Source organism: Bartonella sp. B17 (assembly GCF_053795755.1).
In genome coordinates this window covers 26,410-48,384 of the sequence record NZ_CP200032.1, presented here as the reverse complement: position 1 = coordinate 48,384, position 21,975 = coordinate 26,410, and the positions used below count along the sequence as shown (strand labels likewise).

The window sequence follows — 21,975 nt, the reverse complement described above, 5'->3', positions numbered from 1 at the left end:
TCACACCGCCATTGCCTGTTCTTGCGGGATTGGCTCATATTCAGCGTCTTGTATGGTAGTGTCTTGTCGTGCTTGAGCCATTTGTGATTGTTGTTTTCTTTTTAAACCATCCAAAACAGTTTGTGCTTTCTCATAAGAGATATCACTAAGCTTTTCGACTTTGGCAAAAGAAAGCACTTTTGCTTCCTGTGTTTGTGTTTGATCCATTAATTTTTGGATTTGTATAAGCACTTCATTTGAAATAAGCTGGCTTTGTGTATTGTGGTTTGTGCCGTTAATGCGTGCGGCTTCGTCTTCTTCATAAATACCTGATAACCCAAAAGCATAACGTGCGCATTGTATGGTAGCTTTATGGCGCAACATGCGTGCAGGGTACTTTATCCAAACATCTGTGTTTTGCTTGCATTCTGATAAATATTCGGTGACTTCGATAGGGTCTTTAATGTTTTTCAGACGTATTGCACATTTGATGGCAATCAAATTGCCATTGTTGTCGAGCTGATCTTGAAAAGTCATGCCATCAAAATCTGGGTTTGATTTGATGATTTTAATCCACCCATCAATAGAGACAACAGGTATAAGACCTCCACCTTTTTTAGGGAGTGCATAGATTTCTTTTGTGAGAGGATTAAGTCCATAAGTATTGGCAACACAAATAAAAGCAGCAAACTCTTCATGAGAAAAAGGGTATTTTGTGCTGGTACAAGTTTTGATAATTGTTTCTCGAAACTCGTCATGGGAGAAACCATATTTTTGTGCCATGACTGTTAATGGAGAATTGGTCATATTGAATCCCTCATTTATGCGCAATCCACCCGTGGCGTGAATCACGCATTTGTTTAAAATTGTTTTGAGTTGTTAAAGTTTTATCTTTTGAGGCTGTGTGACCTTATCAGTAAATTTGTACTGCCTCATGATCTAAAATCTTTATCTTAAGACGGTTTCATTCCCAGAAATTTTTGCACTACCGTCAACTTCGGCAGTTCCGCAAATAATAGCACCACCAAAAATACGTGCGTTACCACAAATATTTGCTTCACCACAAACTTTAGCTTTTTCAGAAACATGAGCTCCTTGGTAGACTGTGGCATAACCATAAACTTTAGCTTTATCAAAAACACGAGCATCATCTGAAATTTGTGCATTACCTTCAACTTTGGCATTGTCAAAAATTTCTACATTTTTTGAAATTTCTGCATCACCACCGATACTTGCATCATGGTATATTTTTGCTTGATCATTAATGATAGCGTTGTCACGTATTTTAGCATTACCAAACACTTTAGCATTACCATCAACCCAGCAGCCTCCATCATGCGATAAGTTTCCTTCATGCTCTACCCAGCCCCCTAAATCACCTGCTTTTACATCTCCAAAGTCCCTAACAGCTTTAATTCGATAAAGCTTTAATCCGTTAATTTCGATTTTTTCATCGGTCATTTCGTATTTATTTTCCATAATTTTTTCCTTTATTAATGTATGCTTTGTCTTTGTAATTCTTGAGAAAGAATGCTGATGCCTTTGGTGGTTATCTTTGTTGAAGGCAGAACCTTTTCTGTTCCATCAGGTTTTTGAATGGTGATGATTGGACAATCCATCAGACCTTTCTTGATCTTGTCCTGATATGGTAACAATGGAGATCCTGGAGCACGTCGGTAAATCCAACTTTTTTCCTGTAAAAAGTGAAGGAAAAATTTTGGCTGTACTTCCAATATTTTTGCCGCTTCAGTCAATCCAAACAGACCGTCGTGTCGTTGTAAGTTTTCTAGAGCCATTGCTTTTGGTTTCAGCACATTGACTTCGCTTTTTAAATCTTCCAATTGTGTAATACTTTCCAGAAGTAGTTTCTTAATTGCGAGAGGGTCTTCGAGAGCATTTGTAAGGTTTAAAGATTGTTTTGCACGTCGTTCGCATTCAATGAAATATTGTCGTGCTTGCTTGCCTTTTTCATTACGCTCTACCATGGCAAGCTCCTTCGCCATGTCGAGTGTGAGGTAGTAGTCTTTTAATTTTCCACCCCGGTAAAATTTTACCGTGGTCGTAAAATCTTGTTTCTCAATAAAAGAATATTGTTCAATACGGTTGTTAATCCAATTTCTAAATTCAGATTTTACTTCCAAAAACGCATGCAATTCACGCGCGTTTACTGTTTGAATAATTTCACCGTCAACAGTGTTTTTTGTGATGGTTATAAGATGATGCATTATAAATTCCATATTCATTGAGCTGAATAGCAAGAAGCTTTTCATTGCAGGTTTCATATTTATGGGATTGGAAAGAGCGTTCTCTAAAACGTCTCTAGGTTTCTTTACAGAACGTCAGAAAGGCGTAGGCGGTGTTGCACCTCGTAAGTGCCGTACATCGCATCTTCATATTCTTGCTTTGCTATTTCGTCATAAAAAGCATCAAAAGCATCGCTCTCTTCTATAAAAGGGTGTCCAGTGCTGTTGGATTGAAGAATATCATTTTCCTTGATGTATGCTTCTGCAATCTCTTCGCTAATGTCTTCACAGTATTTCATTGAATTATCTATACAAAGTATTTTTATAACACCTTCTGTGCCTTCAAGAACCTTCAAAATTTCGAATTCATCGTAGAATGGTCCTGATTTAGCAACGTGGTCATCATCATTGTAGACGATCAATAAAATTTCATCTGAGTTTACAAAAATTGGCTTTTTCATAATTGCTCCCCTCTAAACGCCTCTTGGCAATTGCTTGTCTATGGTTTATAGAAATATAAGTACATAATGTACTAGAAATAGTCAAGTACATTATGTACTATTTTTAGAAAAATAAAATAATAACGATGAAACGTGAACAATTAAAATTATGACTCAAGGAGTAATTAATTAAAAAATGACACGGAAGCAAAAGGATGCTAGCCGAACACATTAAGTATGTCGCCTTTTACTTTTATTAACATATTGCACAACTAAGATAGTTGATGAATTAATAAAAATTATTAATTTTGTCGGTGAAATTCCACCTTTTATGATTGAGGTATCTGAACAATTTATTAGTCTTTTTGATCAAGAGAAGCCTGAAGTTCAACAAGCTATTTTAACGATTCTTCAGAATTCTGACCAATCAGATAAAGCATAATAATCGCGTTTACATGTCAAGAACAGTACGTCGTACACGACCTATTATAGAAATAGCACCTTCAAGTTTTGGAGCTTTTATTGTTTTGTCGTATGATGCGGGTTGAAAAGGAGGAGTATCATTAGGTCTGTATCGTTTATATGTTGCTTGTCCAGATTCATCTGCAATGATATAGCAAGCATTTGGTACAAGTTTTTTGTCTTGTGTATTCACAAATATTATAGAATCTGGGGGGCTAATTTTATTCATAGATGCACCATCAACGCGTAAAGCAATCCATTTGCCCGCAGGCAAACTAACGGCTTCTGCTATTGGGTAATCTGAAAAATCCATTATACCATCTTGCTCACTTAACTCTCCAGCGCTGACCCACGATATTAGAGGAACGTTTGTAATAAGGCTAGGATTTTCTAGGTCAGATTCACCATACAAAATCCATCCTGGATCGACATTAAATATTTGTCCATAGTGCACAGCCATTTGACGCGAAATAGCTCGATTTCCATTTTCATTACTATTTAAAGTATTAATATTTATACTTGGTATAGCACGTGCAGCCTCAGCTGGTGTTTTGTACCCAGCATTTTTACGTGCTATTTTAAGTCTATCTTTTGGTAAGTAAATCATGCGTATATTATCCACGATTTTTTATGCGATTTGTACGATTTTTGTATTGATTTAATTATGTACATAATGTACTGTATATGTTATGAATAATTTCTCTGTTAAAAATTTGATTAATGCTTGGGGATCTATAAGCCAGTTTGCAGAACAAATTGGATGTAGCTACGAGGCTGCTCGTAAAATGCGAGATCGCAATAGAATTTCTCCGAGATATTGGAACACAATTATTCAATTATCTAAATCCAAAGGTTTATCTTGGGTCACGTTAAATTGGTTTCTTCGTACATATGAGAATAAATCCCACACCGCTTCCATTTTAATTACAAAGCAGAGGCAAGATACACTTTATTCAATAGAAAAATTTACTGCATTGGATGGATCAGAGTCAACAACGCCTTCTTGTATAGATAATTCTATAGTTAACGACGAGCAACAGCAACACAGTTCGCACTCTTAAATTGGAGAAAAATAAAGGAAGGGAATAAGTAGATGAGTCAAAGCGTAATGATGGGAATATTAAACGTCACGACCGTGTTTTCTTATGCATCGCTATTATTTTGTATTTGGGAATATCGAAAAGAAATTAAAATTCTTAGGAAAGAGATTGAGGAAAAGCAAGAACTGCTTGAAAAATTAGTTACAATACTAAAGCACCATACAGGCTGGCTAGAAGCGATATCATGGAAAATAGAACAATTCAAACCAAGATTTTTTCTTACTTCACCAGAATTTAAACTCCGTCCTGGTGTTGCTATTCCATTACATCATCTGGATATGGAAGATCCATCTTACAAAGAATGTCTACGCAATATAGCTACGGGAGAAACTCCCCAGCAATAATTTTATCATACGTTTGTTCTGAGTGTGACGATGATATCCAAAAAGCAGCAGTAGAGTATTTTTTCAAAAACATTTTTGCAAGAGAGCCAGTTTAAGCGCTCCATTGCATATACCAATACGTAACAGTCTTTAGGGGGGATTATGAATTCTTCACAAACCATTCTTTGCCTTGATTTAGGCACCAAGACTGGCTGGGCGATTTGTGGTGCAGATAACCACATAATCAGTGGAACAGCCAATTTCCAACCACGCCGTTTTGAGGGTGGGGGAATGCGTTATTTGCGCTTTAAGCAATGGCTTACAGAAATGAAGATGACCGCGGGTCAAATTGGTGAGGTGTATTTTGAAGAGGTGCGTCGTCATGTGGGCACCGATGCTGCTCATGTTTATGGTGGTTTGTTAGCAACCTTAACAGCGTGGTGTGAACACCACCAGATTCCTTATGAAGGCATTCCCGTTGGTACGATTAAGAAGACGATGACGGGGAAGGGGAATGCCTCAAAAGAAGAAATGATAAAGGCGGTGTATTCTAAAGGACATGCACCACAAGATGATAACGAAGCAGATGCTTTAGCAATTTTACATTTAATCAAAGGGAGGGACACGCATGTCCAATAGGCTACCTTGGGTGCGGAATTTTTATCAAGAATGGATCATGGATTTTGCTGGTACTAATGCGGCAGAGAAGGCTTCTTATAGTACGCTTATTGCTTTTATGTGTCGAGCACGTGAACCAATTTGGGAAGAGACTTCTCTTTTAGCGCGCGCTGTAGGCTGTTCAGAAAAAGCCTTTAAGAAAGCATTAGAAACTTTAATTCGAAAAGGAATGATTATTCAATTAAACAATGATCGTTTGTGGAGTTATCGCGTTGAGGAAGAGCTAAAAGAGTTTAGTGAAAAAAAGGAGCACATATCTCAAATTCGCAGCAAAGCTGGTAAAAAAGGAGCACAAGCAAAAACGCATATAAAACAATCAATTAATAATTTTGTTGAAGCAAACGATGATTTTGCTGAAGCAAATGTTAAGCAAAACGTTTTTTTTGCTAAAGCAAATAATGATTTTGCTGAAGCAAACGGTAAGCAAAATGTTTTTTTTGCTAAAGCAAATAGTGATTTTGCTGAAACAAATGATGCTGAACAAAAAGAAAAGAAAATACCCCCCCACACCCCCCTAAAAGAAAATAAAAATATAAATAAAAATAAAAAAACTAACACTATCGTGTTAGCAAAAAAAGAAAAAGAAATGGGTTCTGATAATTCAGAAACTGAGGATCAGGTTCACGAGCAAACAGAGATTGATATTCTGGAGAATTTTTCAGATCCAGTCAAAACATCATCAGAAAACCATTTTCCTATTCACCAGCAAAATAACGAGGGTACCCCTGATTTCAAAAACTGGCCACTGATTGACGATGAAGCGCTAGAGAAAATACCAGCACGCAATGATCCTTCAAGTGCAAAAATGCTTGAAGAAATCATTGGAGATGTTCTTCACGAGACAGCTATGGCTCAAGCGCAAGAGCCTGTTGCTTCACCTGCAAAAAAGCGTTCTTCACGAGGAAAGGGCGAACGTGGTTGTCGATTGCCTGAGGATTTCGAACCTGATTACGATTTTGCAATTCAGGAAGGTTTGCCTCCCGAGCGCGTGAAAGTCGAGATGGAAAAATTCAAAGATTATTGGAAAGCTAAGACAGGCAAGGACGCAACCAAGCATGATTGGCCAGCGACATGGCGTATCTGGGTGCGTAGGACTATCGAGAATTTAGCGAAAGGAAACAACTATGGAAAAGGAACTGGTTACCAAACAGAACAGCAACGTGGCTGGGGTCACCGAGTCGCTGAACACATGCGCAATATCAAACATTCTGACAGTGCGTACAGGTTTCTCTTCGAGGATGACGCAAGACCCACCATTCCATTGGCTCCCGGGACAAAAACCATCGATTGCAGAAACGGCGCAAGTCATTGCCTTGGGTAATGAGGCTTTAAAACAGCTTGATGACCAAGCTTCTGAGCAAGAAATCAGTTTAATGTTTGATGTGCTATCTGGTGCTCGTAAAAGCTCAACTGCAGCAGATGAAAAGGCTACTGCACTTGGATATTTTTTTGCACTTGATGGGGTGAGCCAGTGGGGACTTAAGACGGCAATAAGAGACGTGATAAAAGGTAAAGCAAAAGGCTTTTCGACAACGTTTATGCCATCAGCAACAGATTTGTTTCTTTATTGTGAACAGCTTGAAAATGGCGTTCGAAAAGCAATTCAAAACATATTTCAGTACTTAGAAAGATCAGAGATTAAGCCAAAATCAAAAGGAGAGCCGATTTCTGCAGAAAAATTTGATGAACTGAAGCAAATGCTTGCTGCTCCAGATTCCGCAGAGGCAAAAGCGTATTTTGCCAAAGCATAGCGGGGTAAAGCAGCTTGAAGAGTATTTTAATTTAGCAAATAGTGAAAAGTGTTGATCGTTTTATATTAGGCATACGTTTAAATCAATAAAAAGGCACCATACAGAGCGATTAAAGAATTTTTTGATATATGCATTAAAATAAAAATGGCTATTTGTGGTCAAATTTATGGCAAATAAGCCTATCGATAAAATTAAAGATTAAAGCATGAAAATCTTAAAACATCTGTTCTCAACAAAACGTAAACAGTCAGCGAAAAAGCAGCTTGTTGCAACAGCTATGGGATATGTGCGGAGTGGATATGGTTGTGAAGAGCGCTTCTATAATCTGTATGAGTATGAAGATGGAGCCAGAGAATATGAGGAGTTTGAAGGCTGTCAGTACTATGAAACGCCAGAGGGAGCGAATTTCAGTACTGAAGCGCAAGTAAAAGCGTGGTTTTATGGGAGTGCACTGCCTAAAGCTGTTCTTAACTATGAGCCACTCATAGACGAGATTAACAAAAATATCAAAAAGCTATCGGAAACTGTTAAAAAATTATCGAAATCTGCTGGGAAATAAACATGTTTACAATGAAGAAAACGACAATTTTATTATATGGCATCGGGTTTATAGCACTTATAGCTTTGTCTTTTTTGGAAATAGAAAAAAACACTGACTTTATTCAAGGCGTTTTAACATTTGCATCTGTCTTTTTAGTAATAGTAACAATCCTTTGTGCAATCTTATGTAATTCTAAACTTCCGTCAAAATTACATTTTGATCCAGAGTACCAATATGAAAATACAACATCTTGGAATATCATAACATCTGATTTGCGTTTATATATGCATCAACTTTTTCGTTTAATTGTTTTGGCGCTTGTGACATTAATTTTTTCATACAGTCCTAAGACAGATATTTCTTTTCTCGCTGCTTTTGGGGATGAAGCCCACTTTTCAGCAAATACTCTTCTTTGGCATATTTTTTTGGTTTTTGTCGTTTATGTTATGGCTCGTACATATAGATTAATAGATAAGCTTATTAATTTATTACGGTCATGCGCTCTGGATTCTGCATAAAATTTCTCATTTGATCCACCAATGCGTTTGTAGCAGTCAAGTACTATCAATGAGCGCTGTAAAATATAATTCTATATGTTAATAATTAATAATATCCATTTGAAAATATTGGAAAAATTATGATAAAATAATGTCCGTATGAAACATAAATTTAATGGAATAAAAATATGCTAAACAAAGTGACGTTAATAGGGCGTCTTGGTGCTGATCCAGAAAGCAGAACGATGGCTTCAGGAGCAGAAGTGGTTAGCTTTAGCATGGCCACTTCAGAGAGCTACAAAGATAAAAACACCAATCAAAAAATAGAGAAGACGGAATGGCATTCTGTAGCGGTTTTTAATCCTCATTTTGCAAAGGTTGCTCTTCAATATCTCAAAAAAGGCAGCAAGGTATATGTTGAAGGGCGCTTACAGACACGTAAATGGCAAGATAAAAATGGTATCGATCGTTATACGACAGAGGTGATTTTACCACAGTTTAAAGGTGAACTGTATTTGCTTGATGCAAAGAAAGAGAGCGAGACCTCTGTTACTGCTCAAAGTTATGCTGTTGCTTCAGGTGCTGCTGATTATAAAACATCTGTTAATGATGACATTCCATTTTGATTGAAAAAATATGGCAAAAAGAAAAAAACGAGCAAAGCGTGGGCGTCCACGGATTGAGGGATGTGTGAGAGAGAAAAACGGACGGATTTCACGTGCAAAAACACCGCATGAATCTATTGATAAATTAACAATTGAAATGCGTGCGAAGCACTTTGGTTTAACTGTAGAAGAAGCAAAAAATCCACTTTCTGGTACTTATATCGGGCGACTTTGTTTGCTCGGATATAGACAAGACCCATCAGGCATTAGCCAAGAGCAATATGACGCTGCACAGAAGTATCTTGAAGTGAGAAACAATTATTTGTGTGCAAAAGGTTTTCCCACTGCAATTTATAATGAAATGCCTTCATCTTCTGATGATGCCGCAAGAGAAAAATGGGTGAAAATGACAACACAGCAATTTTTAATCATGCAAGAGGTAATTCAAGAAGTACAACATTCATATCGCCAACACAATTTTTATGCTGCATTGCAATATATTGTAATTGAAGATCAATCACTTCCGTATCTTGTACATTCACTGCGTATTATTCTTAATGTGCTTCACAAATATTTTGCGCAAAGCCGTGAAGTATACAAATCTCAAGCAGCATCTTGAACCTTAATGGTAACTTCTTTTCCAAGAGTAAGAAGAGTAGATTCTAGAACATCTAATTTTGTTGCGTGGTTTAAATCCAATAATCGATCAATTTGCACTGGATGAAGTTTTAAAAGACGTACAAGATCGGCTTTACGTAAATTTTTTTCGATCATAGCGTTATGCACTGCAATTTTAAAAGTTATTAACGAAGATACTTCAACAAAAGGGTAAACAATGTCATGATTTCCAAAAGGGACAGTTTCACGATCTTGAAAACGTCCCATAATAACTGTTAAAAGTGCATTTTTAGCGTTTTCTAAAGCTTCTTTTTCATTAGAGCCATAAGTAATAAATTCTTGAAAATCTTTAGAGATCACAAGGAGAGTATCGTTATCATCTTTGACAAATTTAACTGCATATTTCATGTTTGCTTCCTCTTTATTAAGGTTATGGCTTATTTTAAGCCGAGGTCTTTGAGGATTTTTTGAACTAATCCTGTTCCTAATTCTTTCCGTGCACCGTGCATAGGCAAAACAGATTTTTTAGAACCGTGTTTTACAATCAAATGGCCGCCTTTTCCCGCAGTAAAGTTACAGCCTTGCTTCGAAAGATATCTTTTTAATTCTTGACTATTCATTATGATAATGTAACATCTAAAATGTTTCAATACAACAAAAATGTCGTAATTTATAAAAATGATGCAAGAGCTTATTTGGTAGTAAAAAAGGAAAAGAAGAATGAGAAGATTTTTTGCTCTTGTCCACAAAGATGAAACTTCTGCTTTTGGCATTCAATTTCCTGATTTTAAAGGGCTTTTTTCTGCTGCCGATCACGAAGAAGATTTAATCGCAAATGCAGTCGAAGCTCTTCAGCTTTACTGTGAGGAAATGGATAGTTTGCCAGTTCCCTTAAAATTTGAAGAAGTGATACAGAAAAAAGCCGTTAAAGAAGCTTTGTTAGAAGGAGCTTTTTTAATACAAGTTCCCTTTATTGAAAATGATGCTGAAGTAGTGCGTACTAATATATCTATTGAACGAGGACTTTTGCGTGCGATTGATGATTGTGCACAAGAAAGAGGGTTAACAAGATCTGCTTTTTTGGCAACAGCAGCACGCCATGAACTTAATATTTAGGTAGTTAAGTTCAAATTATTTCGTCAAAAATCTAAGAGTTATACAATATACACAGATTTAAAAACAAAAAATACAACATTTAGATTTTTTTGTTGACATTGCATGGGAAATCGTATTTAATAACATCACTGCACGGTGTCTTACTGTGTCCAGATTTCAGATTTTTTTCTTACAATTTAGAAAAATATTAAGCCTTTAATGTGGCTAAAGAGTCTAGTTTTCTTAGGAAAATGGGCTGTTTTTTGTTTCAAGCAACAAAAGCGAATAAATGACCGATCATGTCATTAAATGTCATTAAATAATTCATCAAAAGGAGTGGCTATGAAAGTAGTAATCACTAAACCAATGTGTGTGTTGGGTGACAATAAAAGCATTGTTCGTTTTGAGCCTTCGGTTTTAGATAATCCATTCGTTGAGGTTTCTCATGCAGTTTATGCTCGTCTTAAACGGGCTAATGCTGCAAGGCTTTATCAGGAGGAGGAATGTGTTGCCTCTAGTAAAGGGCAACAGCTTGATGAGCAAAAAGAGAATACAAATATAAGCGAACAAGAATCTTCAGAAACAGCAGTTTCCGAGAAGCCTAAAGCAGTTAAAGCTTCTAAGCCATCAATGGATTCTCCAAAGAAGGCTTAGCATTTGAAGTTAACTATTCATCAAAAATGGTATCTTCAGCAAGTTGAAGATACTTTTACCAGTCTTAAAGCACCACGTCTTAATTGGGCGCTTCGTAATGCTGTAAACACCGCAGCAAAGCAGGTTAAGCGCTTTACAGAACGAACAGTTTCTGAAGTTTCATCAGCTCAAGTAAAGCGTGTTAAGAAAGGTGTTTACATAAAATCAAAAGCAACAACACAATTTCCTGAAGCAGATATTATTGGTTCAGGAACATCATTGCCGCTTAAATTTTTTAAAGCAAAAGAAACAAAGCGCGGTGTGGTCTACATGATGTTTGGAGCAAGAAAGATTTTGCCTCATGGCTTTATAAAAGGTGGAAAATTTCCTCAGCGTGTTAATTTAAGGAGAGGAGGGGGAAATGTGTTCCAAAGAGCTGGAGGAGATCAATTCCCCATTGTAAAACAAGAAGGGATCTCGATTGCAGAGGTCATGTCTAAGCCAGAGATTGCCAATTCCATTGTACAACATGCCAATGAAAGATTAACCAAAAATATACAGATACAACTTGCTCGTCAGGAATATGCTGCAAAGAATAAGGCTAAAGCACGTTCTTAAGCGATGTCTATGTGTTGTATGCAGTGATCGTAATTTTTAAGACAAGACTATCGATGATACTTCGCTTTTTTCATAAAAAAGTCAATAAAATCAATGCAAAAGGTACTTCCAGGCGGGTTGGACTTGTTGCGGGGCAGGCAACCGCGAACTATCGCTAGCGACAGAATTTTAAAAATGACTGTGCATTGTACACATAAACCATTGAAAACAATTAATTTTAATGCGCAGACTGTACAATGTTTAATGCACAGGCTGTACAGTGTAGATTATTTTAAACGAAAAGAAATTTTACAATGTTCTAAGTTCAATAAGGCTGTGCAAGAGATCGGACTATTGCAGCAAATCTAGGAGTTGCAGTAAATTCATAATTCCATGGTACGCCAGAGCGGCGATTAATTTGACATCCTTGGTATGTGATATTTACTGATGCAATTCGTGTCCAAGTAATTCGTTCATTCTTTTCAGGGCTTTCGAATACGATGGCCTGGTTTGTTACTAGAAGACGTCCAAAGGGTTTGGTTTTTTTACTGCTAATGAAGGTAACATACTTTTGAATTTCCAATAATTTTTCATCTCGTGCTAAACGATAGTTATTTTCATACGCGTTAAGTTCTTGAAATATTTCACATGCTTCCGAAAAATTAGAAGGAGGGATATGTGGTTGCAACATTGAGACTTGCTCTTCAAAGCGTTTTTTGCGTTTATATTGCCAATAATGATACAAAGTGGAACATGCAAAAAAAGTGAAGAATATTAATAACGCCCATTCCTCAAAGCCCAGCCCATCATTTTCGTTTGATTTATTATCTTGAATGGAGGTAATTTTCTTATCAGTATTCTCAGCTGGTGTCTGAGTCACGCTTTCATTTTGAGTAACAACATCTATTGACGAAGTCGAGGAGGAGGTAGAAATTTTATTATTGTGTGCAACTTGTTCTGGTTTGTCTTTGTGCACAGAAGCACCCACTATTGCAGAACCGAGAAATAATAAAACTCCAATACCAAGGGTTTTTAATCCCTTTTTCCGCCGTTTTTTTATACACACTAAAACGAGTCCGACAACCATCACCACCAATGATAACAAACATACAATCATTGCAATTGTGTCAAGCACATCGAGCATTGTTCCCCCTCCATAAGTAAAATGCGAGAGTCAGCTACCAGATTTATAATGAATTAACAAGTAAAGACGAATTTACCTATTTTATAAAATAGCACCTTTCACCTATTGACAATAGGGCAAGAACATGCCTATTGTTGATTCAGGTGCTTGAAAAACACTTTAAAAATACACAGCGGAAGGTTACCGAAATAATCTTTTCTCCGCAAATTGAAAGATTTTGACTCGTTGTATGCTTGTAGCATATAGTGGTTTTGTCGGGTGTGGTTACGCCATACAATACCCTTTATGGGGAAAGCGTAGCGGCGGACTGTGTACCGTGTTTTTCAGCACCCGATATTTTTTTTGGATGTCAATGAAAAACGTCTAACTACACAGGAGTTCCTTATGAATACTTTCATGAAAACTATAGAAAGTGCCAGTAATGGTGCTGCGGTTCAGACTATGTCTAGCCGCGAGATTGCTGCATTATGCGATAAGAAACATCGAAATGTCATGCGTGATATTCGGCAAATATTCACTGAGCTCAAAATTGAGCTGAGTGAATTTACAGGATTATACAAGGATTCAACAGGTCGTACACTTCCTTGCTACAATCTTCCCAAGCGTGAATGTTTAATTCTTGTGTCAGGTTATAGCACTACACTACGAGCCAAGATAGTTGACCGGTGGCAAGAATTGGAGAAGCAAGTATCAGCACCACAGATTGATTACTCAAGTCCTGAGGCGATGATTGGTATAAAAGATAAAAATGAACAAAAAGCAATTTTATTCGTTGACAATATGGCAAGAATATGTCTATTGTCGAATCAGGTGCCTCAAAAACACCTTAAATCGATAGCGGATAGATTGCCGAAACAATCTCTTCTCCGCACATTAAAAGCTTTGACTCATTATACACTGCGTGTGTACAATGGCTTTGTCGGGTGTGGTTATGCTATACAATACCCTTTATGGGGAAAGCATAACGACGGACTATCGACCGTGTTTTTGAGCACCCGGCACTCCTCTGGAGTGTCAATCAAAAACCTCTAATCGATAGGAGTTCAGTCATGAACGCTCTCATAGAAATTACAGAACAAATTATAGAACAGGAGACTGTTCAGACAGTAAATGCACGTGAATTGCATGCGTTTTTGGAAGTGAAGCGGGATTTTTCAAATTGGATTAAAGACCGCATCAACAAATACGACTTTAAAGAAAAAAGAGATTATATTTTAACGCTCGCCAAAATTGGCGAACGTCAAAATGTGGTATTAAAAGATTATGCTCTTACCTTAGACATGGCGAAAGAGCTTGCCATGGTAGAGCGTAACGAAAAAGGCAAACAAGCACGTCAGTATTTTATCGAGTGCGAGCGACGTGTGAAGCAAGTATCAGCACCACAGATTGATTATTCGGATCCACGCACGATACATCAAGCTTTATTATTTTTATTCAAAAATAATTGTTCAATGAACTTTTGGGAATCTTTTGAATCCATTGCTAGCATACGATTCGCCGTAATGGTAATGCGAACAGATTCTTCTAAACGAGCAAGAATTTCACCCGTAAGACTACGATGGTTTGCTTCAGCAAACTCTTCCAATTGATTTTTCAATTCAACTGGAATGAGAAATTTAAATTGTACACGATCTTTTTTTGTCATGTACCTAAAATACACTAAAAACACACTTGACACAAGGTACCTTTATGGTACTAAATATGTGCATAGGAGGTAAAATGAAAACGATCCAATATAAAATAAATATGCCACATATGTTAAAAGAGTGGTTGTTTGATCGGGCGACAGAGAATGATCGCTCTCTTTCATCTGAAATAATTAATATTCTTAAAAAAGAAAAAGCGTTAGAGCATAAGTCCGCAAAAACTCACTCTAACGCTTCACATATAACCAACCTGAAAGAGGTTAATAATAATGGATAGCACATACTTATCTATCGATAAAGAGCAATTAATCAAATTAAGAGAAATAGAGAACGAGCCCCGTGTTCGCGATGTGGACTTAGCAGAAAAACTAGGGTTTGTTCGTACACGTGACGTTAGAAAATTAATCGCAAGAAATATGAAAGAAATAGAAAGGTTTGGGACGTGCGCCACTATGGCGCACGTAATAAAAGGCAATAACGTAACAGAATATTGGCTTAACGAAGAGCAAGCATTATTGATTGCGACATTATCGAATACAGAAAAATCTTCTCAAGTTCGTTATATGCTTATTAAGCTATTTGTTGCATGGCGCAGAGGCGAGATAAAGCAATCCCATATCCAATCGATCGACTACTCCAGTCCTGAAGTAATCCTTGGTGTTTTAACGCATTTAAAAGATGAAAATGAGCGTAAGGATATAATCATCGCTGAACTCAAGCCAAAAGCAGAAGCACTTGAAGGTTTAACCCGCTCTGATGGTTTGTTTGGTCTTACGGAAGCAGCAAAGGTACTAGAGGTACGACCAAAAGATTTAATTGATTATTTGCGTGGGAATGATTGGGTTTATCGACGTGCTCCGGGTTCTGCATTATTGCCTTATCAAGACAAGATCAAGAGAGGTCTGATGGATTGCCCGACCATCACGATTCAAAGACCCGATGGCACAGAAAAGGTCTTGCCTTCAACAAAAATCACCACAAAGGGATTGGCATGTTTGAGAGAAGAAATCCATGGGGGTGTGCAATGAATACTGATATCGACTCTTTGTGTGATTTGTGGCTGGTTTTATTTAAGCTTTGCAATCGTGATGGTGTTGGAGAAGAAGAATGCAATGCTTTGGTTAATACCATGAGTGTAGTAGAAAAAGCTTTGGTTTCAAAGATCAAGAAAGATGCGCATATCCTTAAGCTTTTAGCGGTTCTTACAGACTTTGGAGATTCAGAGTTTCCTCGTGGTATCGATTCTTTATTGAAGGCATATGATCCGAACTTAAAAAGCTCGCTTAAGAAAGTGGCTTAACTTTATACTGAAGCTTATCTCTTCCCATCTTCAAGGTGGGGAGAAAGCTAGGATGTATATTTAAATTCATCACTTGCTTTTTTTAGCGCTTCGCTCATACGTGTGCGCCAGTTTTTGCCTTGTTTTTTAAAAAAGGCAATAACCTCGGGATCAAGACGTAGGGTAATTGCTTGTTTAGGAGATTCAATTGAAGGACGTCCACGCTTACGGCGCTCTTCTGCTATATGCTTGAAAAAAGAAGCAGGTAAAACTTCTTTTGCTGGTTTTAAGCGTGCAAGTTCTTCATCTGTGAGTGATGGTGAATTGACTGCTTCCCAGTCTTCTTTTGTGTAACCGCATCCTTCTTTAAAGGTTTTGTTGATAGTCATTGAAAACCTCTCTTTCTTTTTTATTTGCATGACGGAAACTAATAATGGATATAGCTTCAGTGCCAAGTTTTGCAAAGACAACAACTGTTGTACCATCAGCAAAATATCCTATAGCTTTCATACGGTTTGAGTGTGTTGCATCAATGAAAGCATGTTCCCAGTCAAAGTAAATAACATCTGCAAAATCAAGCTTATGTTTATCAATGTTCAAAGCTCTTTTTGGTTCATCCCATACTATTTTCATATATTTTATGTACACTAAAAATATGACGCTGTAAACAAATTTAAAGTGTACGATAATTCTTATAAATTATTCACCACAGGCAAATATTTCATGAATAAGAGAGATCGAGAAGGGATATCGGTTCGCGCGTTTGCGAAACAGATGGGTGTGTCTGCGAATGCAGTGGTTTCTCGCTTTAAGACGGGCAAATTTGATGAAGCGATTTTTGCGGATGGTTCGGTTGATGAAGAGGTTGCGAGAGCCATATGGAATGAGAATCCCACAAAGCGCTCCCAAGCATTTTCGTCGTCTGCTGGTCATTCTTGTGCAAAAATTAAAAAAGATTCCATAGACGGAGCGAATGAATACGAGATCAAACTCAAGAGGATGCAAGTTGCACTGGAAAGTGAACAGATTGCACTTGAGCGCTTACGCGAGACAACAGTTGATCGAGAAGAAGTAAAAAAGGCAGCGCGTGATTTTGGAAGAGCACATCGTGATGCGATGTTGAATTTTCCGCATCGTTTTGGTGCAAGTATTGCTGCTCAAGTTGAGTGTGATGCAGCCAGTCTTATTGGTGCTCTTGATTACTTTATGAGAAAAGCTTTGCTGGAAGAAGTCCATACCCCTGTTCCTTTTCATGATCCGAGCCCCTCTGAATAAGAGCAAGTGAACCATGGATGATCGTGCGGTAAAAGAGTTTTTTTCGCATGCCAATGAAGCTCGACAGCCTGACCCACCATACAAGGTTTCAGAATGGGCGGATAAAAATAGATATTTGAGCACAGTGGCAAGTGCAGAGCCTGGATTGTGGAGAACAAAACGTACTCCATATTTGCGGGAAATCATGGATAATCTGTCTTCTTACGTGCCGATTGAAACAACCATTGTGATGAAAGGTGCGCAGGTTGGCATGTCAGAGGCAGGACTGAATTTCTGTGGTTATGCGATTCATTTTAGTCCGAGTCCAGCACTCTACGTGATGCCGACGGTTGAGACAGCAAAGAAACTGTCGAAGACTCGTCTTGATCCGATGATTACAGCAAGCCCTGCTTTAAGTGAACGGATTGCCCCCGCTCGTGCACGCGACAGTGGTAACACAATGTTCTCGAAGGAGTTTGATGGGGGCGTCTTAATGCTCACAGGAGCCAATAGTGCTGCTGGGCTTCGTTCTATGCCTATTCGTTATCTGATTTTGGATGAGGTCGATGCCTATCCTTTGAGCGTGGATAACGAAGGTGATCCTGTGGTGATTGCCGAAAAGCGTACATCAACTTTTGTACAAAGGAAGATTTTTAAATTGTCGACACCAACACATCGTGACACTAGCCGTATAGCCAAGGATTTTGTGCTTGGAGATCAGAGATATTACAACGTGCCTTGTGATGCGTGTGGCACGTTACAGCCGATTGTTTGGTCGCAAATAAAATGGCCGAAAGGATCACCAGAAAAGGCGGTTTTTGTTTGTGCGCATTGTGGTCATGAGCATGCAGAGCATCGCAAAGAAGATTTGATGTCTGAGGAAAGGGGTGCGTGTTGGGTTCCCACTAGTGAATCAAGCCGACCGAATTTGCGTTCGTACCATATTTCAGCGCTCTATTCACCGTGGTTGACATGGGGGGAGTGTGCACGTGAATTTTTAGATGCCAAAGATGATCCGGCACTTTTACAGCCTTTTGTGAACACTGTTCTTGGAGAGCCTTGGGAGGATAAAACGGGTGAGGTTATTGATCCTGAGAGCCTCTATGCACGGCGTGAAGAGTATCCCCTTGCACCGCCACAAGCTGTGTTGTTGACAGCGGGAATTGATGTGCAAAATGATCGATTAGAATTGGAAGTTGTCGGGTGGGGACGTGGTGAAGAAAGCTGGCATATTGATTATCAAGTGATCTTAGGTGATCCGTCCTCCTTTGAAGTTTGGGATCAATTAGATGAATATCTTGCAAAACGCTGGCCACATGCAGGTTATAAAAATGGCATAAGGATTACGGCAGCTTGTATTGATACAGGGGGTGGCCACACACAGGCTGTTTACAATTATGTCCGTCCTCGCGAGGGAAGGCGCATATGGGGAGTAAAAGGTCAGGCAGGATGGCGAGCGGTATGGCCACGTCGTCCGAGCAGAAAAAACAGGGGACGACAGATTAACCTTTATATGGTGGGTGTTGATGCTGCCAAAGATATTATTACAGCACGTTTTAAGAAGTCAGGTGCAGAGGCTTCAGGAGCAGGGGCAACACACTTTCATATGAACCTCGATCAGGAATATTTCGAGCAGCTGACAGCTGAAAAAAAGGTCATCAAATATTTCAAAGGCTTTAAGCGCATCGAATGGCAGAAAAGTGAAAAAGCCAGAAATGAGGCTTTAGATTGCCGCGTTTATGCTTATGCGGCTTTGCAAGGTCTGATTTCAGCGGGTCTGAACCTCAATGAAGAGGTTGATATTTTAGAAGAGCGCTTGGAAAGCTTGAAAAATGTTGAGGCGTCTTCAGAGAGTACAATGCCTGTTTCAGAACAGTTTCAAACAACACAGCCTCAAAGGAGACAATTAAAGAGATCAGTCAATCCTTACATGCAAAGAGAGTGGGATATTTTATGAGTGAGAATTTAAGTCCATTGAAAAGCAAAAGTGAAAAAATTGCAGAATTAAAAGGAAGGCGAGAGCAACTTGAGGAGTCTCTTTATTCAGGAGCACAATTTGTGCGTCATGGTGACAAGCAGGTTGGGAGCCGCTCTGTTGAAGAATTACGCAAGGCACTTGCACTGCTGGATAAGCAAATAGCAGAGCTTGAAGGGCGCGGGAGCTCTCGTGTTTTCTATATTGATGCGAGGCGCGGTTATTGATGGCTGGATTATTGAGTAAGGTAACGGACTTTTTTCGCGTTTCTGGTGAGCATAATCCACCCTTTGAAGCAGCAAGCCGTAGCCGTCGTATGAGGGGATTAAACCCTGCCAAAAAACATATTAACCAAGCGATTGAAGCGACAGGTGATACCATTATTGCACGGTCAAGGTGGCTCTATGACAATGAGGCGCTTTACGGTTCTGCAACAGAAGAATGGGTCTCGGCAGCTATCAGTGATGGAATTAAACCCTATCCTAGAATTGAAGGCTTTCAGGAAGAAAAGAAGAAGCTGCTTGATCTTTGGTGGCAATGGGTTGATGAGGCGGATTACGATGAAGATGCCAATTTTTATGGTCTCCAAGCAACCATTGCGCGGGAAGTTTTTTTAACCGGCGAATGTTTTGTGAGATTGCATTACGTTGATCATTATGGGCGTTCCGGTGTACCGCTTCAATTGCAAATTTATCCTGCAGAAATGCTTGATTTAACCTATAGCGGGGTTGCTGAAATTGAAGGCAATTATATCCGCATGGGGATTGAGTTTAATGCCAGTGGAAAGCGTGTTGCGTACCATTTTTGGAAGCATCATCCTTATGATAGCAGTCCATTGAGCGGAGCATTTAGAAGTCAAGAGCGTGTAAGAGTTCCTGCTGAAATGGTGATCCACGTTAAAGAAAGGCGTATTGCAGGACAATTGCGTGGATCACCAAAAGTGACACGTAGTCTGGTTAAGATTTTTCAGCTTGAAGCTTATGATGATGCCGAGATTGATAGGAAAAGAACAGCTGCTCTTTTTGCAGGGTTTATTACGCGTTCTAATGACGGTTATGGAGGTTTGCCTGAGAACCGCAAAGAAAGCAACAAAGAACAGCAAGATAAGCCTCCTCTTATATTTGAGACAGGTGGAATCCAAGAAATAGCAGAGGGAACGGACATCAAGTTTTCTAATCCCGTAGAGGTTGGAGGATCTTATGAAGCTTTTCAATTTCATAATGCTTTAAAAATTTGTGCAGCTCTCAACATGCCTTATGCGGTTGTGACGGGGGATGTGACGCGGGGCAACTTTTCCAATGTGCGTACATCGATCATTCAGTTTAGACGCCACGTCAAACAATGGCGCGAGCATATTATAGCTTTTCAGTTTAACCGCATTGTTTGGGAACGTTTCGTTGAAATGGCTGTGCTTGGTGGCTGTGTTGATTTGCCAGGGTGGGAAGAAAATTATTTGCCATGGATACAATGTGAAAGCTTTGCCCCGCCGCTTGAAATGATTGATCCGCTCAAGGATATTTCGGCAGAAAAAGAAGAAATTCGCGCAGGCTTAAAAACACGGCGTATGGCACTTGCTGAACGCGGTTTTGATATTGATGGCATTCATGTTGAGCTTGAGGAAGAACGCAAAGATGCTCAAGCGCGCGGCTTATTCTTTGATACAGATATGGCTGATCTCTCCATCGATCATAAAGTAATTGATGATGAAGATTCTAATGATGACACTGAAAGTAATCAAGGTAGCGAGGCACAAAGCCATGGCGAGTAACCTTGATATGCCGTTTTTGGCATCACGGCTTTTCGGTGTGCCTCATATGCTTGCCTCCACAAAGCTTGATGTTATTCTGAATGCTCTTGCTCCGCGTCTTTTAAATGGGGAAAGACTTGCTACTGGAGCTTTTTTGGCAAGTGATGTGGCGGCTTTCAGACTCCCTGAGACTTATAGGGTACAAAACAATATTGCGATTATCCCTGTTCATGGCACGCTCGTGCGTCGTGGGGCATGGCTTGAGACTGCATCTGGTTTGACTTCTTATGAAGGTTTAGGAGCATCTTTTCGTGAAGCCATTGCGCAGCCTGATGTTCACGCTGTTCTGCTGGATATTGACAGTGGTGGTGGAGAAGCGGGCGGTGTGTTTGATTTGGTCGACGAGTTTCGCACTTTGTCACAGGCATACAATAAACCCATTTGGGCACATGCCAATGAATTTGCTTGCTCTGCGGCTTATGCGATTGCCTGTGCTGCGTCGCAAATTTGGGTTGCACGTACGAGTGTTGTTGGCTCCATCGGTGTTGTTTGTGCGCATCTTGATCAATCCCGTGCCGATGAAAAGAATGGCCATAAATGGACTTTTGTTTTTGAGGGTGACCACAAAGTCCACGGCAACTCTCATGAACCTTTAGCGGAACGAGCACTTGAGAAAATGCAAGCAGATTGTGGGCTGCTCTACGATATGTTTGTCGATTTGGTTGCGCAAAATAGACCAATCAGCGCTGCTGCAATTCGAGAGACTAAGGCAGAAACTTTTATAGGCAGCCAAGCTGTAGAGCTTGGATTAGCCGATGCGCAAGGCACATTTGCGCAAGCTTTGGAAGCCTTAACGGATTCCATAAAATCTCCTCCAACATCAACAGAACAAGAAGGATCAAACACATGGCACGCACAAAATACCGCGCCGAAGAAGACATTATCAAAGAAGACGACGAAGAAGAGATTATCGATGTCACTGAGGAAGACGAAGACGATGATGACATCGACATTAATGCCAAAGTCTTTGATGAAGAAGAGGAAAACGACGAAGATGGGGAAGACGATGACGAAGAAGGTACGCACAAAAGTGTTCAAGCCGTGCGTGAACAAGAAAGAAAACGTGCACGTGCCTTAACAAATCTTGAAAAGCAAGCAAAGCGCTTAGGCGTCTCTTTTGATGCAGAGAAGGCTATTGAAAGTGGCATGAGCCTAGAAAAAGCACGCCATGCGGTTTTGATGGCTGCTTCTTCCAAGAGTGCGTCTTTAAAAGCGTCGCCTTATGTTCCGCATCAAGACGGGAATAGTAAGGCGAAGATTCATGCAAAATGGGAAACAGCTTGGAAAGCAGTGAATGGGAGGAAATAA

At 39.3% G+C, this 21,975-nt stretch carries 33 protein-coding genes and 1 pseudogene; 23 read left to right on the top strand and 11 right to left on the bottom strand.

All coding sequences use genetic code 11. The features are described from left to right. The 5 genes from V4B18_RS00330 to V4B18_RS00310 form a co-directional block, all read right to left on the bottom strand. Window positions 1-786 (bottom strand): RecT family recombinase, encoded by a 786-nt coding sequence (locus V4B18_RS00330; protein WP_455475296.1) that lies wholly within the window; start codon window positions 784-786, stop codon window positions 1-3. 141 nt (window positions 787-927) lie between these two features. Beyond that, window positions 928-1,458: a hypothetical protein gene (locus tag V4B18_RS00325; protein ID WP_455475297.1), complete on the bottom strand. Its 531-nt coding sequence runs from the start codon at window positions 1,456-1,458 to the stop codon at window positions 928-930. Window positions 1,459-1,472: 14 nt separating this feature from the next. Next, on the bottom strand, window positions 1,473-2,204 hold the full coding sequence (locus V4B18_RS00320; RefSeq protein ID WP_455475298.1) for an antA/AntB antirepressor family protein: 732 nt from the start codon (window positions 2,202-2,204) through the stop codon (window positions 1,473-1,475). A 104-nt stretch (window positions 2,205-2,308) separates the two neighbouring features. Next, entirely contained in the window at window positions 2,309-2,683 is a 375-nt protein-coding gene (locus tag V4B18_RS00315) for a hypothetical protein (protein ID WP_455475299.1), read from the bottom strand. A 430-nt stretch (window positions 2,684-3,113) separates the two neighbouring features. Then, on the bottom strand, window positions 3,114-3,731 hold the full coding sequence (locus V4B18_RS00310) for a S24 family peptidase (protein WP_455475888.1): 618 nt from the start codon (window positions 3,729-3,731) through the stop codon (window positions 3,114-3,116). Between the two features lie 82 nt (window positions 3,732-3,813). Between V4B18_RS00310 and V4B18_RS00305 the strand changes: the two genes are divergently transcribed. From V4B18_RS00305 to V4B18_RS00265, 9 genes are all read left to right on the top strand, one after another. Then, complete coding sequence (locus V4B18_RS00305) at window positions 3,814-4,185, top strand: hypothetical protein (RefSeq protein ID WP_455475887.1); 372 nt, start codon at window positions 3,814-3,816, stop codon at window positions 4,183-4,185. 32 nt (window positions 4,186-4,217) lie between these two features. After that, complete coding sequence (locus tag V4B18_RS00300; protein ID WP_455475886.1) at window positions 4,218-4,568, top strand: hypothetical protein; 351 nt, start codon at window positions 4,218-4,220, stop codon at window positions 4,566-4,568. 141 nt (window positions 4,569-4,709) lie between these two features. Continuing rightward, the gene (locus V4B18_RS00295; protein WP_455475885.1) at window positions 4,710-5,186 is read left to right on the top strand and encodes a crossover junction endodeoxyribonuclease RuvC; all 477 of its coding nucleotides are present in this window, start codon (window positions 4,710-4,712) and stop codon (window positions 5,184-5,186) included. Beyond that, window positions 5,176-6,546 carry a DUF1376 domain-containing protein gene (locus V4B18_RS00290; RefSeq protein WP_455475741.1) on the top strand — a complete coding sequence of 457 codons (1,371 nt, stop codon included), beginning with the start codon at window positions 5,176-5,178 and terminating at the stop codon, window positions 6,544-6,546. Before V4B18_RS00295 ends, V4B18_RS00290 begins: the two co-directional genes overlap by 11 nt. Further along, on the top strand, window positions 6,464-6,976 hold the full coding sequence (locus V4B18_RS00285) for a hypothetical protein (RefSeq protein ID WP_455475740.1): 513 nt from the start codon (window positions 6,464-6,466) through the stop codon (window positions 6,974-6,976). The genes V4B18_RS00290 and V4B18_RS00285 overlap by 83 nt, the downstream gene beginning before the upstream one ends. A 205-nt stretch (window positions 6,977-7,181) precedes the next feature. Then, window positions 7,182-7,535 carry a hypothetical protein gene (locus V4B18_RS00280; protein ID WP_455475884.1) on the top strand — a complete coding sequence of 118 codons (354 nt, stop codon included), beginning with the start codon at window positions 7,182-7,184 and terminating at the stop codon, window positions 7,533-7,535. A gap of 2 nt (window positions 7,536-7,537) precedes the next feature. Continuing rightward, window positions 7,538-8,035, top strand: coding sequence for a hypothetical protein (locus V4B18_RS00275; protein WP_455475883.1), 498 nt, complete (start codon window positions 7,538-7,540; stop codon window positions 8,033-8,035). 167 nt (window positions 8,036-8,202) lie between these two features. Continuing rightward, the gene (ssb, locus tag V4B18_RS00270; protein ID WP_455475733.1) at window positions 8,203-8,640 is read left to right on the top strand and encodes a single-stranded DNA-binding protein; all 438 of its coding nucleotides are present in this window, start codon (window positions 8,203-8,205) and stop codon (window positions 8,638-8,640) included. A 10-nt stretch (window positions 8,641-8,650) separates the two neighbouring features. After that, complete coding sequence (locus tag V4B18_RS00265) at window positions 8,651-9,238, top strand: hypothetical protein (protein WP_455475882.1); 588 nt, start codon at window positions 8,651-8,653, stop codon at window positions 9,236-9,238. Here the strand turns inward: V4B18_RS00265 and V4B18_RS00260 are convergent. Both V4B18_RS00260 and V4B18_RS00255 read right to left on the bottom strand, forming a co-directional pair. After that, window positions 9,223-9,645: a type II toxin-antitoxin system HicB family antitoxin gene (locus V4B18_RS00260; RefSeq protein ID WP_455475881.1), complete on the bottom strand. Its 423-nt coding sequence runs from the start codon at window positions 9,643-9,645 to the stop codon at window positions 9,223-9,225. The genes V4B18_RS00265 and V4B18_RS00260 overlap by 16 nt on opposite strands. Before the next feature lie 29 nt (window positions 9,646-9,674). Next, window positions 9,675-9,857, bottom strand: a complete 183-nt coding sequence (locus V4B18_RS00255; protein ID WP_455475880.1) for a type II toxin-antitoxin system HicA family toxin — start codon at window positions 9,855-9,857, stop codon at window positions 9,675-9,677. 100 nt (window positions 9,858-9,957) lie between these two features. Between V4B18_RS00255 and V4B18_RS00250 the strand changes: the two genes are divergently transcribed. The 3 genes from V4B18_RS00250 to V4B18_RS00240 all read left to right on the top strand — a co-directional run bounded on the left by V4B18_RS00250 (window position 9,958) and on the right by V4B18_RS00240 (window position 11,583). Further along, window positions 9,958-10,353, top strand: a complete 396-nt coding sequence (locus tag V4B18_RS00250; RefSeq protein ID WP_455475879.1) for a type II toxin-antitoxin system HicB family antitoxin — start codon at window positions 9,958-9,960, stop codon at window positions 10,351-10,353. A 321-nt stretch (window positions 10,354-10,674) separates the two neighbouring features. Then, complete coding sequence (locus tag V4B18_RS00245) at window positions 10,675-10,986, top strand: hypothetical protein (protein WP_455475878.1); 312 nt, start codon at window positions 10,675-10,677, stop codon at window positions 10,984-10,986. Between the two features lie 3 nt (window positions 10,987-10,989). Then, window positions 10,990-11,583: a hypothetical protein gene (locus tag V4B18_RS00240; protein ID WP_455475877.1), complete on the top strand. Its 594-nt coding sequence runs from the start codon at window positions 10,990-10,992 to the stop codon at window positions 11,581-11,583. Window positions 11,584-11,887: 304 nt separating this feature from the next. Here V4B18_RS00240 and V4B18_RS00235 read toward each other — a convergent pair whose 3' ends face one another. Beyond that, entirely contained in the window at window positions 11,888-12,706 is an 819-nt protein-coding gene (locus tag V4B18_RS00235) for a hypothetical protein (RefSeq protein WP_455475876.1), read from the bottom strand. 384 nt (window positions 12,707-13,090) lie between these two features. Here V4B18_RS00235 and V4B18_RS00230 point away from each other — a divergent pair, with 384 nt between their 5' ends. Then, window positions 13,091-13,738, top strand: a complete 648-nt coding sequence (locus V4B18_RS00230) for a Rha family transcriptional regulator (protein ID WP_455475875.1) — start codon at window positions 13,091-13,093, stop codon at window positions 13,736-13,738. A gap of 17 nt (window positions 13,739-13,755) precedes the next feature. Continuing rightward, window positions 13,756-14,295, top strand: coding sequence for an antA/AntB antirepressor family protein (locus V4B18_RS00225; protein ID WP_455475874.1), 540 nt, complete (start codon window positions 13,756-13,758; stop codon window positions 14,293-14,295). Here V4B18_RS00225 and V4B18_RS00220 read toward each other — a convergent pair. Beyond that, window positions 14,274-14,351: pseudogene (locus V4B18_RS00220) on the bottom strand (Arc family DNA-binding protein); the annotation flags it as partial. The gene V4B18_RS00225 and the pseudogene V4B18_RS00220 overlap by 22 nt on opposite strands. Window positions 14,352-14,425: 74 nt before the next feature. Between V4B18_RS00220 and V4B18_RS00215 the strand changes: the two are divergent. From V4B18_RS00215 to V4B18_RS00205, 3 genes are read left to right on the top strand one after another with little or no spacing between them, the layout of a single operon-like run. Beyond that, window positions 14,426-14,629, top strand: a complete 204-nt coding sequence (locus V4B18_RS00215; protein WP_455475873.1) for an Arc family DNA-binding protein — start codon at window positions 14,426-14,428, stop codon at window positions 14,627-14,629. Then, window positions 14,619-15,380 carry a phage antirepressor KilAC domain-containing protein gene (locus tag V4B18_RS00210; protein ID WP_455476569.1) on the top strand — a complete coding sequence of 254 codons (762 nt, stop codon included), beginning with the start codon at window positions 14,619-14,621 and terminating at the stop codon, window positions 15,378-15,380. The genes V4B18_RS00215 and V4B18_RS00210 overlap by 11 nt, the downstream gene beginning before the upstream one ends. Next, on the top strand, window positions 15,377-15,652 hold the full coding sequence (locus V4B18_RS00205; protein ID WP_455475872.1) for a hypothetical protein: 276 nt from the start codon (window positions 15,377-15,379) through the stop codon (window positions 15,650-15,652). Before V4B18_RS00210 ends, V4B18_RS00205 begins: the two co-directional genes overlap by 4 nt. 47 nt (window positions 15,653-15,699) lie before the next feature. Here the strand turns inward: V4B18_RS00205 and V4B18_RS00200 are convergent, their stop codons facing one another. Both V4B18_RS00200 and V4B18_RS00195 read right to left on the bottom strand, forming a co-directional pair. After that, complete coding sequence (locus V4B18_RS00200; protein ID WP_455475871.1) at window positions 15,700-16,020, bottom strand: BrnA antitoxin family protein; 321 nt, start codon at window positions 16,018-16,020, stop codon at window positions 15,700-15,702. Further along, window positions 15,998-16,264 (bottom strand): BrnT family toxin, encoded by a 267-nt coding sequence (locus V4B18_RS00195; protein ID WP_455475870.1) that lies wholly within the window; start codon window positions 16,262-16,264, stop codon window positions 15,998-16,000. Before V4B18_RS00195 ends, V4B18_RS00200 begins: the two co-directional genes overlap by 23 nt. 90 nt (window positions 16,265-16,354) lie before the next feature. Here V4B18_RS00195 and V4B18_RS00190 point away from each other — a divergent pair, with 90 nt between their 5' ends. The 6 genes from V4B18_RS00190 to V4B18_RS00165 are packed head-to-tail and all read left to right on the top strand — an operon-like array spanning window position 16,355 to window position 21,975. After that, the gene (locus tag V4B18_RS00190; RefSeq protein ID WP_455475869.1) at window positions 16,355-16,906 is read left to right on the top strand and encodes a hypothetical protein; all 552 of its coding nucleotides are present in this window, start codon (window positions 16,355-16,357) and stop codon (window positions 16,904-16,906) included. 13 nt (window positions 16,907-16,919) lie between these two features. After that, complete coding sequence (locus tag V4B18_RS00185; protein ID WP_455475720.1) at window positions 16,920-18,842, top strand: phage terminase large subunit family protein; 1,923 nt, start codon at window positions 16,920-16,922, stop codon at window positions 18,840-18,842. Continuing rightward, window positions 18,839-19,087 carry a phage head-tail joining protein gene (locus V4B18_RS00180; RefSeq protein WP_455475719.1) on the top strand — a complete coding sequence of 83 codons (249 nt, stop codon included), beginning with the start codon at window positions 18,839-18,841 and terminating at the stop codon, window positions 19,085-19,087. The genes V4B18_RS00185 and V4B18_RS00180 overlap by 4 nt, the downstream gene beginning before the upstream one ends. Next, window positions 19,087-20,628, top strand: coding sequence for a phage portal protein (locus V4B18_RS00175; protein WP_455475718.1), 1,542 nt, complete (start codon window positions 19,087-19,089; stop codon window positions 20,626-20,628). The genes V4B18_RS00180 and V4B18_RS00175 overlap by 1 nt, the downstream gene beginning before the upstream one ends. Next, entirely contained in the window at window positions 20,618-21,745 is a 1,128-nt protein-coding gene (locus tag V4B18_RS00170; RefSeq protein WP_455475717.1) for a S49 family peptidase, read from the top strand. Before V4B18_RS00175 ends, V4B18_RS00170 begins: the two co-directional genes overlap by 11 nt. Then, window positions 21,709-21,975, top strand: a complete 267-nt coding sequence (locus V4B18_RS00165; RefSeq protein ID WP_455475716.1) for a hypothetical protein — start codon at window positions 21,709-21,711, stop codon at window positions 21,973-21,975. Before V4B18_RS00170 ends, V4B18_RS00165 begins: the two co-directional genes overlap by 37 nt.